Origin of the sequence: Streptococcus sp. HMSC062H02 (assembly GCF_001813005.1) — a bacterium.
Classification (GTDB): domain Bacteria; phylum Bacillota; class Bacilli; order Lactobacillales; family Streptococcaceae; genus Streptococcus; species Streptococcus oralis_S.
Map to the genome: position 1 here is coordinate 229,545 of NZ_KV811130.1, position 13,372 is coordinate 242,916.

Annotated in this window: 11 protein-coding genes; 10 read left to right on the forward strand and 1 reads right to left on the reverse strand. The window is 39.8% G+C overall.

The features are described from left to right. The first annotated feature begins 121 nt into the window (after window positions 1-121). The 5 genes from HMPREF2885_RS07350 (at window position 122) to HMPREF2885_RS07370 (ending at window position 5,757) form a co-directional block, all read left to right on the forward strand. Window positions 122-1,264 carry a glucose-1-phosphate adenylyltransferase gene (locus tag HMPREF2885_RS07350; RefSeq protein ID WP_070657640.1) on the forward strand — a complete coding sequence of 381 codons (1,143 nt, stop codon included), beginning with the start codon at window positions 122-124 and terminating at the stop codon, window positions 1,262-1,264. After that, complete coding sequence (gene glgD / locus HMPREF2885_RS07355; protein WP_070657641.1) at window positions 1,254-2,393, forward strand: glucose-1-phosphate adenylyltransferase subunit GlgD; 1,140 nt, start codon at window positions 1,254-1,256, stop codon at window positions 2,391-2,393. The genes HMPREF2885_RS07350 and glgD overlap by 11 nt, the downstream gene beginning before the upstream one ends. Next, window positions 2,390-3,823, forward strand: a complete 1,434-nt coding sequence (glgA, locus tag HMPREF2885_RS07360) for a glycogen synthase GlgA (RefSeq protein WP_070657644.1) — start codon at window positions 2,390-2,392, stop codon at window positions 3,821-3,823. The genes glgD and glgA overlap by 4 nt, the downstream gene beginning before the upstream one ends. A gap of 164 nt (window positions 3,824-3,987) precedes the next feature. After that, window positions 3,988-4,632, forward strand: a complete 645-nt coding sequence (gene serB / locus HMPREF2885_RS07365; RefSeq protein WP_070657646.1) for a phosphoserine phosphatase SerB — start codon at window positions 3,988-3,990, stop codon at window positions 4,630-4,632. Between the two features lie 9 nt (window positions 4,633-4,641). After that, window positions 4,642-5,757, forward strand: a complete 1,116-nt coding sequence (locus HMPREF2885_RS07370) for a glycerate kinase (RefSeq protein ID WP_070657648.1) — start codon at window positions 4,642-4,644, stop codon at window positions 5,755-5,757. Here HMPREF2885_RS07370 and HMPREF2885_RS07375 read toward each other — a convergent pair. Next, the gene (locus HMPREF2885_RS07375; RefSeq protein ID WP_070657650.1) at window positions 5,754-6,200 is read right to left on the reverse strand and encodes a DUF1694 domain-containing protein; all 447 of its coding nucleotides are present in this window, start codon (window positions 6,198-6,200) and stop codon (window positions 5,754-5,756) included. The two genes, HMPREF2885_RS07370 and HMPREF2885_RS07375, sit on opposite strands and share 4 nt — an antisense overlap. A 162-nt stretch (window positions 6,201-6,362) precedes the next feature. On the opposite strand from HMPREF2885_RS07375, the gene eno reads away from it, so the two are divergent. The 5 genes from eno (at window position 6,363) to HMPREF2885_RS07400 (ending at window position 13,372) form a co-directional block, all read left to right on the forward strand. After that, window positions 6,363-7,667, forward strand: a complete 1,305-nt coding sequence (gene eno, locus HMPREF2885_RS07380; protein ID WP_000022821.1) for a surface-displayed alpha-enolase — start codon at window positions 6,363-6,365, stop codon at window positions 7,665-7,667. Between the two features lie 126 nt (window positions 7,668-7,793). Then, the gene (locus HMPREF2885_RS07385) at window positions 7,794-8,288 is read left to right on the forward strand and encodes a YkgJ family cysteine cluster protein (RefSeq protein WP_070657652.1); all 495 of its coding nucleotides are present in this window, start codon (window positions 7,794-7,796) and stop codon (window positions 8,286-8,288) included. Window positions 8,289-8,492: 204 nt separating this feature from the next. Then, entirely contained in the window at window positions 8,493-9,329 is an 837-nt protein-coding gene (locus tag HMPREF2885_RS07390) for an AraC family transcriptional regulator (protein WP_070657653.1), read from the forward strand. 238 nt (window positions 9,330-9,567) lie between these two features. Further along, window positions 9,568-10,482, forward strand: a complete 915-nt coding sequence (locus tag HMPREF2885_RS07395) for a peptidase (protein WP_070657655.1) — start codon at window positions 9,568-9,570, stop codon at window positions 10,480-10,482. A 130-nt stretch (window positions 10,483-10,612) separates the two neighbouring features. Beyond that, the gene (locus tag HMPREF2885_RS07400; protein ID WP_070657657.1) at window positions 10,613-13,372 is read left to right on the forward strand and encodes a type I restriction-modification system subunit M; all 2,760 of its coding nucleotides are present in this window, start codon (window positions 10,613-10,615) and stop codon (window positions 13,370-13,372) included.

Genomic DNA, 13,372 nt, shown 5'->3' on the forward strand with positions numbered 1-13,372 from the left:
GATGTACTTGTATTGGACTTGAAACACAAGAGAAATGGATTTCCTATTATTTTTATAAAAAGTTTGACTTCCGACCTTCTTTCGATTTTAACGTTCACATGTCTTTATAAAGGAGTAGAAAATGAAGAATGAAATGCTAGCTTTGATCCTTGCGGGTGGGCAAGGAACACGTCTCGGAAAACTCACTCAAAGCATTGCCAAACCGGCAGTGCAATTCGGTGGGCGCTACCGTATCATTGACTTTGCTCTTTCCAACTGTGCAAACTCTGGAATCCATAATGTTGGTGTGATTACGCAGTACCAACCTCTTGCTTTGAACAACCATATTGGAAATGGTTCGAGCTGGGGATTGGATGGTATCAATTCAGGTGTCTCTATTTTACAACCTTATTCAGCCAGCGAAGGAAACCGTTGGTTTGAAGGGACTAGTCACGCTATCTACCAAAACATTGACTATATCGACAGTGTTAATCCTGAGTATGTTTTGATTCTTTCTGGTGACCACATCTACAAGATGGACTACGATGATATGCTTCAGTCCCATAAGGATAACAATGCCAGTTTGACAGTAGCTGTCTTAGACGTACCTCTCAAAGAAGCTAGCCGTTTCGGTATCATGAATACAGATGCCAATAACCGTATCGTTGAATTTGAGGAAAAACCTGCTCAACCTAAGTCTACAAAGGCTTCTATGGGAATTTATATTTTTGACTGGAAACGGCTTCGCAATATGCTTGTTGCTGCTGAAAAGAGCAATGTGGATATGTCAGACTTTGGTAAGAACGTTATCCCTAACTATCTCGAGTCTGGTGAAAGTGTCTATGCTTATGAATTTAATGGCTACTGGAAAGACGTTGGTACGATTGAGTCACTTTGGGAAGCTAATATGGAGTACATTTCACCAGAAAACGCCTTGGATAGTCGCAATCGTCAGTGGAAAATTTACTCTAGAAACTTGATTTCACCACCAAACTACTTTGGTGTGCATGCACACGTTGAAGATTCATTGGTCGTGGATGGCTGTTTTGTAGATGGAACTGTTAAACGTTCGATTCTTTCAACAGAAGCACAAGTACGTGAAGGTGCTGAGGTCGTTGATTCTGTCATCATGAGTGGAGCTATTATTGGCCATGGCGCAAAGATTACTCGTGCTATTATTGGTGAGGGTGCCATTATTGCAGACGGCGTAGAGATTGACGGAACGGACGAAGTACAAGTAGTAGGATACAATGAAGTAGTGGGGGTAGCAACAGATGAAGATTGATAAATATTCAGCCATTTTAGGAAACACAGTTGGTTTTCATGACATGTCAACATTAACAGAACACCGTCCGGTAGCTAGCTTGCCTTTCGGTGGGAAATACCGTTTGATTGACTTCCCCCTTTCCAGTCTTGCAAATGCAGGTGTTCGTAGTATCTTTGGTATTTTCCAACAAGATAATATTAGCTCAGTTTTCGACCATATCCGTTCAGGTCGTGAGTGGGGCTTGTCAACTCTTCTAAGTCACTACTATCTAGGAATTTACAATACTCGTGTTGAAAGCAGTACAGTTGGAAAAGAGTATTACCAACAGCTTCTTACCTACTTGAGACGTTCAGGTTCAAACCAAACCGTTTCGATTAACTGCGATGTGCTGGTGAATATTGACTTGAATCAAGTCTTCCACCTACACAATACAACAAAAGGTCCGATTACAGTTGTATATAAGAAACTTCCAAAGAAAGACATTTCAGATGTGAATGCTATTTTGGAAATCGATGAAACTGACCATGTTCGTTCGCACAAACTCTTTGATAATAAATCTACAGATGAACTCTTCAATATGTCTACAGATATCTTTGTTGTGGATACTCCTTGGTTGATTGAACGACTTGAAGAAGAGGCTCAGAAAGAATATCCTGAAAAGTTGCGCTATGTCCTCCGCGATTTAGCTGCAAAAGAAGGAGCTTTTGCTTACGAATACACAGGCTACTTAGCTAATATTCACTCTGTTCAGTCCTATTATCAAGCAAATATTGATATGCTTGAATCTAAAAAGTTCTATTCTCTCTTCTCACCAAATCAAAAGATTTATACCAAGGTTAAGAACGAAGAGCCAACCTATTATGCGAATACTTCAAAAGTAAGTACTTCTCAGTTTGCTTCTGGTAGTATCATTGAGGGTCAAGTAGTTCAGTCAGTCCTATCTCGTAATATTTATGTTCACAAAGATAGTGTTGTGAAGAACAGCGTTCTGTTCCCTCGTGTTGTGATTGGACAAGGTGCCCAAGTTGAATATGCTATCTTGGATAAGGGCGTTGAGGTTGCGGACGGTGTTGTCATTCGAGGCACAGCAGAACATCCAGTTGTAGTGAAGAAGGGTGAAACAGTAACAGAGGACATTTATTCATGAAAATTTTATTTGTAGCGGCAGAAGGAGCACCCTTTTCAAAAACAGGTGGTTTGGGCGATGTCATTGGTGCACTTCCCAAATCACTTGTAAAAGCGGGGCACGAAGTTGCAGTTTTCTTACCTTATTATGATATGGTAGAAGCTAAGTTCGGTGACCAGATAGAGGATGTTCTTCACTTTGAAGTTAGTGTAGGATGGCGTAGACAGTACTGTGGTATTAAGAAGACGGTTTTGAATGGCGTAACCTTCTACTTCATTGATAATCAGTATTATTTCTTCCGTGGTCATGTGTATGGTGATTTTGACGACGGTGAACGCTTCGCCTTTTTCCAACTGGCTGCTCTTGAAGCCATGGAACGCATCGGCTTTATCCCTGACCTTCTCCATATTCATGATTACCACACAGCCATGATTCCCTTCTTGTTAAAAGAAAAGTACCATTGGATTCAGGCATATCAAGGTATCAGAACCGTTTTAACCATTCACAATTTGGAATTCCAAGGTCAATTTTCTGAAGGAATGTTGTGGGATTTGTTCGGTGTTGGGTTTGAACGCTATGCTGATGGCACCCTTCGCTGGAATGATTGTCTCAATTGGATGAAAGCTGGTATTCTCTACGCGGATCGTGTCTCAACCGTTTCCCCTAGCTATGCGCACGAGATTATGACCAGTCAGTTTGGTTGCGGTTTGGATCAGATTCTTCGGATGGAGTCAGGTAAGGTTTCAGGTATAGTTAATGGTATTGACGCAGATCTTTATAATCCTCAAACAGACCCACTTTTAGACTATCATTTTGATAAGGAAGATTTGTCTGGAAAAGCTCAAAACAAAGCAAAATTGCAAGAGAGAGTTGGGTTGCCTGTGCGAGCAGATGTTCCACTAGTTGGGATTGTCTCTCGATTGACACGCCAAAAAGGTTTTGATGTTGTGGTAGAATGCTTGCATCGTTTCTTACAGGAGGACGTTCAAATAGTCCTTTTAGGAACAGGTGACCCGGCTTTTGAACATTCCTTCTCTTGGTTTGCTCAAGTCTATCCAGACAAGCTATCAGCAAATATCACTTTTGATGTCAAACTTGCTCAAGAAATCTACGCAGCTTGTGATCTCTTCCTCATGCCAAGTCGTTTTGAACCATGCGGCTTGTCTCAAATGATGGCGATGCGCTATGGAACTCTACCATTGGTTCATGAGGTTGGTGGTTTGCGTGATACAGTTCAATCCTTCAATCCGATCGAAGGAACTGGAACTGGATTTAGCTTTGATAATTTAACACCTTACTGGCTTAACTGGAGTTTCCAAACAGCCTTGGATGTTTATAACTACCAGCCGGAAGTTTGGAGAAATCTACAAAAACAAGCTATGGAATGTGATTTCTCATGGGATACAGCCTGCAAATCTTACCTGGACTTGTACCATAGTTTAGTCAACTAATAGATAAAATCGTATGATAACTTCATACGATTTTTGGGCTATTTATACTCTTCGAAAATCAAATTCAAACCGCGTCAACGTCGCCTTGTCGTACTCAAGTACAGCCTACGGCTAGTTTCCTAGTTTGCTCTTTGATTTTCATTGAGTATTAGAGAGGAGAACTGATGTCTCAAGTAAAAGGCCTGTGTGTCATGGATGTTGATGGCACCCTGATAGCAGAAGAGGTGATTGATCTTTTAGGAAAAGAAGCAGGTTGCGAAGAAGAAATATCGCAGATTACAAGCCAGGCAATGCGAGGCGAACTGGACTTTGAAACAAGCTTACGAGCGAGAGTGGCTTTGTTAGAAGGTCTTCCGATTTCAGTCTTTGATACTGTCTTCAAATCCATTCATCTGTCTAAGAATGCTCAAGAATTTATCTCCATACTTCAAAAGAAGGGCATCCTAGTCGGTCTAGTGTCTGGTGGATTTGCACCAATAGTTGAGAGATTAGCAGAATCCCTTGGTATCTCCTATTTCTCCGCTAACCAGTTGGAAGTCAAAGACGGATTTTTAACAGGTAAATTAGTTGGTGAAATTGTGACAGGTCAAGTAAAAAATGCTACTCTTGAGAAATGGAGAAAGGAATTAGGACTTCCCAAAGAAAGAACTTTTGCCATCGGTGATGGTGCCAATGACCTCTTGATGTTAAAGTCAGCAGGACGTGGTATTGCATTTTGTGCCAAAGAGGTCGTAAAAACAGAGATAGCTTCTCATATAGATACGAGGGATTTTTTGGAAGTTCTACCTTTGATTGATTTCTTAGAATGAGAGGGAACTATGAAAATTGTAATTGCACCCGATTCTTTTAAAGAAAGTTTGACGGCAGAAGAGGTCGCTCAAGCTATAAAAAGAGGATTCCAAAAATCGATAGCAGATGTAGAATGTCTGCTTTGCCCTGTAGGCGATGGTGGGGAAGGAACCGTAGACGCTATTCGACATTCTCTTGAACTCGAAGAAAAATGGCAAGAGGTTACGGGGCCTTTTGGGCTAAAAGAATCCATGCGCTACTTTCAAAAAGATCAAATAGCGCTCTTCGAAGTTGCTGACTTGGTTGGTCTTGGAAAGATTCCGCGGGAGAAACGAAACCCTCTCCACATCCAAACTCGCGGTATCGGAGAATTGATCCGCCATCTCGTTGATCAAGAGATGAAAGAAATCTATATCGGTGTAGGTGGTACGGCAAGTAATGATGGTGGCATTGGCATTGCAGCTGCTTTGGGTTATCACTTTTATGATAAGAATGGAAAAGAATTGCCAGCTTGCGGTCAGACTTTGCTTGAGTTTGAGTCAGTTTCAGACAGCGAGTTGTATAGGATTCCTGAAGATGTGAAAATCCGCATTTTAGCAGATGTCGTGAGCCCTTTATGTGGTCATCAAGGGGCGACCTATACATTTGGAAAACAAAAGGGCTTGGATCCTGCTTTGTTTGAGACAGTAGATCTGGCTATACAGGAGTTCTATGAAAAATTTTCACCATCAACCCTGTCTCTCAATGGAGCAGGAGCCGGCGGTGGGATTGCGGCTGGGCTCTGTGCCTTTGCTGAGGCCTGTATCGTATCTGGGATTGATACTTGCTTGGATTTAATTGGCTTTGACAGGAAGATTGCAGGTGCTGACTTAGTTATCGTTGGAGAAGGCAGACTGGACAGTCAAAGCTTTGTTGGAAAAGCTCCTATGGGAGTAGCAAAAAGAACCCCTAACGGAGTTCCTGTTATTGCTATTTGTGGTAGTCTTTCCGAGGATTTACCTTCCCTACCATTCGAAAATATACAAGCAGCTTTCTCTATCCTAGAGAAAAGTGAACCTTTGGAAGACAGTCTGAAAAATGCAAGTCTCCATTTGGAGCACACAGCTACTAATATTGGTCGTTTATTAAATATGAGAAATCATTAACCAAACCATTTTTTCCAGATAGATTCTTTAGGAGCCTCAGCCTTTTTCTCCTCCCAGAGGCTTGAGAAAGCAAGTCTAAGGTCCTTTTCGTCTACTTGAACAGGTTCATTTGTATGAATGACAAGACCGAAAGGAGAGGTGATATGATCGTCTGAAACAATAGTCGCCTGACAGTTGCTTTCCTTTGCTTGTCTTAAGTAAAAGACCTGTTTGTCAAACTCGATACTTGGTGAGATTTTCACAAAAAGTATCTCTACCTTTTCTTGAAAACCCTCTAAAATAGAGAAAAATCCATGTTCTAATTCAGGACTATTGGCAGTACTGATATCCGCGTAGCCAAGAACTCTTTCCTCGAAAGTCCCGAGATAGCGGCGTTGTTCGTCAGGGTTTAATTTCGGCCCACCATGAGCTTTTTCTAGTAGTTGTTTTGATAAATCTGTCATAAAAACAGTATATCACAAAAATCGCAAGAAAACAGACAAAAGAAAGCGATTACTTTATAAAGTTAAGGAAAATTTGCACAAAGATAACGTTTTTTCTTGAAAAACTCTTATTTTTAAGGTATCATAGAGGTGTAAAAAATTTAACTCAAAGGAGAGTAAAAAATGTCAATTATTACTGATGTTTACGCTCGCGAAGTCCTAGACTCACGCGGTAACCCAACACTTGAAGTAGAAGTTTATACTGAATCAGGTGCTTTCGGACGTGGTATGGTTCCATCAGGAGCTTCTACTGGTGAACACGAAGCAGTTGAACTTCGCGACGGTGACAAATCTCGTTACGGTGGTCTTGGTACACAAAAAGCTGTTGACAACGTAAACAACATCATTGCTGAAGCTATCATCGGCTACGATGTACGTGACCAACAAGCTATTGACCGTGCTATGATCGCACTTGACGGTACTCCTAACAAAGGTAAATTGGGTGCAAACGCAATTCTTGGTGTGTCTATCGCTGTAGCTCGTGCTGCTGCTGACTACCTTGAAATCCCACTTTACAGCTACCTTGGTGGATTCAACACTAAAGTTCTTCCAACTCCAATGATGAACATCATCAACGGTGGTTCTCACTCAGATGCTCCAATCGCTTTCCAAGAATTCATGATTGTACCTGCTGGTGCACCATCATTCAAAGAAGCTCTTCGTTGGGGTGCTGAAATCTTCCACGCTCTTAAGAAAATCCTTAAATCTCGTGGTCTTGAAACAGCCGTAGGTGACGAAGGTGGATTCGCTCCTCGTTTTGAAGGAACTGAAGACGGTGTTGAAACTATCCTTGCTGCGATCGAAGCTGCTGGATATGTTCCTGGTAAAGACGTATTTATCGGATTTGACTGTGCATCATCAGAATTCTACGATAAAGAACGTAAAGTTTACGACTACACTAAATTCGAAGGTGAAGGAGCTGCTGTACGTACTGCTGCAGAACAAATCGACTACCTTGAAGAATTGGTAAACAAATACCCAATCATCACTATCGAAGATGGTATGGATGAAAACGACTGGGACGGTTGGAAAGCTCTTACTGAACGTCTTGGTGGTAAAGTACAATTGGTTGGTGACGACTTCTTCGTAACAAACACTTCTTACCTTGAAAAAGGTATTGCAGAAGGTGCTGCTAACTCAATCCTTATCAAAGTTAACCAAATCGGTACTCTTACTGAAACATTCGATGCTATCGAAATGGCGAAAGAAGCTGGTTACACTGCTGTTGTATCACACCGTTCAGGTGAAACTGAAGATTCAACAATCGCTGACATCGCAGTTGCAACTAACGCAGGACAAATCAAGACTGGTTCACTTTCACGTACAGACCGTATCGCTAAATACAACCAATTGCTTCGTATCGAAGACCAACTTGGTGAAGTAGCTGAATACCGTGGATTGAAATCATTCTACAACTTGAAAAAATAATCGTTGATTTAACAACGTTTTTAGCCCCTCGGATTTTATCCGAAGGGCTTTTTTTGTGTTTGAGGGGCATAAAAGGGGGCAGTGTTTATGGTATAATAGACTAAAAACTTGTATTAGGAAGAAATTATGTTTAAAGAGATTGATATTGAGTATTACCACCAGCTAGCTTTGCAAAAGCAGAAGGAACATCGCAAAGTTTTAGCCAATCTAAAGAAAAAGCCACCTAAAAACTTAGATAAGATTGCGCAGCAGATTCACCAAGAAGTCTTTGCTGAGATTGATTGTACCGCCTGCGCTAACTGTTGTAAGACTTTGGGACCAGACTTTAAAGAAGCAGATATCACCCGTATCGCTAAGTATTTTAAGATGAAATTACCAGCTTTTGAAGCGGAATTCCTTCAGGTAGATGAAGATGGGGACAAGGTTTTCAAATCCATGCCTTGCCCCTTTCTAGGAGGAGACAATCTCTGCTCAATCTACGACGTTCGACCAAAGGCTTGCCGCGAGTTCCCTCATACAGATCGCAAGAAGATTTATCAAATTAATCATCTGACGATTAAGAATACCTTGACCTGCCCAGCAGCCTATCTCTTTGTTGAGAAATTAAAAGATAAGTTATAAGAATTTGAACCTTTAAATCTTGTACAAAGATTCTAGGTTGGAAGTATCTTATATTTGTTAGAATATAGATAGAATTGAACACAGCCTAAAAGCTTATGCGAAAAAGAAAAAATTGCCTAGAATCAGAAGCACCAGCGTTAATTTTCCTATTTTCACTTTACTTTTAATGACCTTTGTATCTTATGGAGGTAAGAAAAGAAGAATATGATGCATCAATTCAATCAAACCATGGATTATTTGGAGCAGCAGCTGACTGGAGAAGTGGATATGAAAAGATTTCAGCAGCTATCGGGCTATTCTTACCCTCTCTTTAGCAGGCTATTTTCTATCCTGGCAGATATGACATTAGCAGAATACTTGCGCAATCGCAGGCTGTCAGAGGCTGTGATGGATTTGCGGGAAAGCTCTGAGAAAGTCATTGACATAGCAATGAAATATGGCTATGACTCTTCGGATGCTTTTAGTGCGGCCTTTAAGAAATTCCATGGCGCAACTCCCTCAGAAGTTCGAAATGGAAAACCTTATCGGGTCTTTCCTAAGCTTCAATTATCCTTAAAAATCACAGGAGGAAAGAACATGGATATCAAGATTCAAAAGAAGCCTGCATTTATCGTGGCAGGCGTCCTATTGGAAGCTATTGACAATAGCAAATGCCCGTCTGCTTGGGAGCAACTCTATGCCCATCACAGTTTTGAAAGCTTAGAAAGTTTAGGTAGTGGCCAATACTTTGGCGTCTGCTCGGATGTCAAAGAAGGCGAAATCATCAACTACATGGCTGCTTATGATGTGACGGATAAAGCGAAAGCAGAAGAACTAGATCTGTCCATCAAAGAAATTCCAGAAGCTGAATATGCTATCGTTCCTGTCAAAGGCCCTATACCAGCTAGTATTCACAATGCTTGGAAGTATGTTTTGGAGGTTTTTTTCCCAGAAACAGGCTATCGCCACTCAGGCTCACCAGACTTTGAAGTCTATACCGAAGGAGATATGTCGTCACCAGACTATCAAATGGAACTCTGGATACCAGTAAGCAAGGACTAGATAATTTTCTATTTTTTATAAAGATGGAAAGCTGACTCTGTAGAAGGTATCTTTTACAGAGTTTTGCTTTGTTTGGGAAATAACTTATGCAAAAAAGAATTACAATTCAATTTAAATTTAAGTATAAAGAAATTCATGTCTATAAATCAAACATACCATAATTTTCGTTTGGATTTTATGGGGCATGAGAATAGTTTTCTCGGTATAATAGTCCCATAGAAGATAAGGAGGCAGGAATATGCAGATGTATTTTGGAGATGTGTCGCTTTGCTATAGCTATTCATTGGCAATGGCACTGGATGCCTATGGTTATGACTTTAAAGCAGAGTTTTTAGAGGCAATCATGGTAATGGGCAATGGCGCTAGTATCGTAAAGGAAGATGAACAACACCCTCTAGTATTCTTTGATAATGGTATGCCAGATCTTTCTATCTCTCATTCTTTAAAAATACTTGGATTTGACTATGAGGATTTCTATCTAAAGAATGGAGCAGAAGTAGATTTGGAAGAGATTAAAAGAAAGTTGGAAACGTTTCTGTTCAATGGACCTGTCGTACTGGGACCTCTTGATATGGGCCATCTGACCTACAACCCCAATCACACAATCCTTTATGGTGTGGATCATTTTGTAACCGTGTATGACATTGATGATCGGTATCTCTATTTGCACGATCCAGATGGTTTTGCCTGTATGAAGGTTGCTTTTAATGACATACTAGAAGCCTGGAAGGCAGAGGCTATTGACTATAAGCGTGGAGCCTACTCCATGTGGGGGAATTTTAAGCGGCTCAAGACTCCTAGTCAGACTGAAATCTATCAGGAAACAGCAAAGATTATAAAGTCCCGATATCTGAATGGTCAAAACGGTGTTTTGAAATGCTATGCAAAAGCAGTTGCTGAAAACGGCTTAAATACCGAGCAAAAACAATTGCATCAATATTTCAGCTTTAAACTTGCGGCTGTTCGAAGTCTCTATCTCAGTAAATTTTTAAAAGATCATGATCCAGAAGGGGCAAGATTAAAAGAGGAGTTGGCTTCTTTATTTGGTCAAGCCCACCTTTCATGTTTAAAAGAAGATTACCAAGAACTATCCAACTTGCTCTATCAAATAGCAGAAGTGGACGGTCTCTTTAAAGATTTATATGTAAAGTAGAGAACAAAGAGATGACTCTATGCATTAAAAACTAGTTAGTAAAAGCAGTTTTTCGTAAAATGAAGAACTGCTTTTTGCTACTTGTGGTATAATAGAAAGTAAATATATTTTAGATTAATAGGATACAAATATGAATAAGCAACAATTAGCTGCAAAAATTTGGGAATCAGCCAATGAAATGCGTTCTAAAATAGAAGCCAACGAATATAAAGATTATATTCTAGGATTTATGTTTTACAAGTTTTTATCAGATAAAGAAGAACAATTCCTTTCTCAAGAAGGATACGGTGACGATCTATCTGATTTATCAGAGTCTGATGAAGAAACTGTAAAATATATACAAGAAAAAATTGGTTATTTTATCAGTTATGATAATCTCTTTTCTACTTGGATTAAAAAAGGGGTTGATTTCGATGTATCGAATGTTCGAGATGCCTTGTCAGCATTTAATCGATTAATTGGTAAAGGACATAAACATGTTTTTGATGGCGTCTTTGATACTCTCCAAACTGGCCTAAGTAAGCTTGGAGAATCATCTGCTTCTCAGACAAAAGCTATTAGCAGACTTCTTACATTAATTAAGTCAATTCCTATGGAAGGGAGAAGAGACTACGATGTTTTGGGCTTCATTTACGAATATCTGATTAGCATGTTTGCAGCAAATGCTGGTAAAAAGGCAGGGGAGTTTTATACCCCTCACGAAGTCTCTGTACTAATCTCTGAAATTGTGGCCCATCATCTCCATGATAAAGATGAGATTAAAATTTATGATCCGACTAGTGGATCGGGCTCTTTGCTCATCAACATCGGGCAATCTGCTTCAAAATTTATCCAAGGGGAAAATAAAATCCAATATTATGCCCAAGAATTAAAGAGCAACACCTACAATTTGACACGTATGAATTTGATTATGCGAGGAATTTTGCCATCCAATATTATCACTCGAAACGGGGATACCTTGGAGGATGACTGGCCTTATTTTAATGAAAACGATCCTGTGAATACTTATAATCCACTCTACGTTGATGCTGTTGTTTCAAATCCACCTTATTCGCAGAAATGGGATTCTGAACATAAAGAAGATGATCCCCGCTACTTTGGTTTTGGTTTAGCTCCTCGAACCAAAGCAGATTACGCTTTTTTGCTTCATGATTTATACCATTTAAAGCCGGATGGCATTATGGCTATTGTTCTTCCTCATGGTGTTCTTTTTCGAGGGGGCGAAGAAAGAAAAATTCGTATGAATTTAATCGAAAAAAATAAGATTGATGCAATTATTGGTCTGCCTTCAAATATCTTTTTTGGTACAGGGATTCCTACGATTATTATGGTGCTAAAACAGCATAGAGATAGAGATGATATCTTGATTGTAGATGCCTCTAAAGGCTTTGTAAAAGTTGGGAAAAACAACCAACTTCGTGCTTCTGACATTAAGAAGATTGTTGATATTGTAAATAATCGTGAAACGATAGAGGGATATTCTCGTCTGGTATCAAAAGAAGAGCTTCGCCAGCAAGACTATAACCTTAACATCCCACGTTATGTTGATTCATCTGAACCTCAGGAATCTTGGGATATTTATGCTTCTATGTATGGGGGAATTCCTAAATCAGAGCTGGCCAAATTAGATCCTTTTTGGTGCGCTTTCCCCAGTTTATTTTCTGACCTTTTTGAAGATGATGGATCTCCTTATGTCGAGTTTAAAAGTCCAGACTTAAAACAAGTGATTTTAAATAATAAGGATATAAAAAAATTCTTATCCGATTATCATCAGAGCTTTGAATCGTTTTCTACATACCTATATGATTATTTGGTAGTTCAGGCTTTATCTGTTTCTTTACCCCAGGCCGAGTCTGTGATTAGTCAGCAGCTATTCAAGAATTTATATGACTATCCCATAGTTGATCCTTACACTGCCTATCAACTTTTAGACGATGGATGGCAGGAAATTTCTCAGGATTTGGAGATGATACAGACTGAAGGATTTCAAACTGTTAAGCGCGTGGATCCAAATATTGTCATAAAGAAAAAGAAGGGAAAAGAACCAGAAGAACAACAGGAAGGCTGGATAGGTCGCATACTACCTTTTGAGTTGGTTCAAGAGGTCCACCTTACAGAAGAATTGGAGCAGATAAAAGCTCAAAAAGCTAGGTTGCAAGAGATTAAGGATACATATGTTCAATTGATTGATAATCTTTCTGAAGAAGAAAAAGAACTTCAGATTTTAACTGACGAGCAAGATGGTTTTATCACTAAGGAAGTCAATCTATTGCTGGAGGATATTTATGCCGAAGTGGATAGCTTGGAGATTTCGACTTTAAGAACTTATCTCGATCTGTTAGATAGGAAAGCTAAGAAAGCAGAAAAAATGGATTTTATAGCTGCTCACCCTGAAGTATCCTGGTCATCAATGGAGACATTAAAAGACAAAACTTACGGAGTAGTTAGTGTGAGAAGCTATATCCTGTGGTTGCAACGTCAAACAGTTTTTGAAGAAGGAAGCTTTGAGGCTACTTTACAGAATGTCATTGAACTTCAAGACGAAGAAAAGCAACTAGCTGCTATAGTTAAGAAAGCAGAGAAAGAGCTTCATTTGAAAACGAAGCAAGTTATTGAAAGCTTGTCAGATGAGGAAGCCAATGAACTGCTTGAGAAGAAATGGATTGTTCCGGTCGTTGAGCAGCTGAATCAATTACCAGATGTCTTATTTACTCAGCTAATAAAACATGTCACAGGAGTAGCGGATAAATACTCGGAAACTTTTGAAGATGTCAGCAAAGAGCTAGCAGCTGTCGAGCAAAGTCTATCTGATATGATTGACCAGTTGGAAGGGGCAGAATTTGATATGAAAGGATTGAGGGAGTTTCAAAATCTCCTAAATGGAAAATAG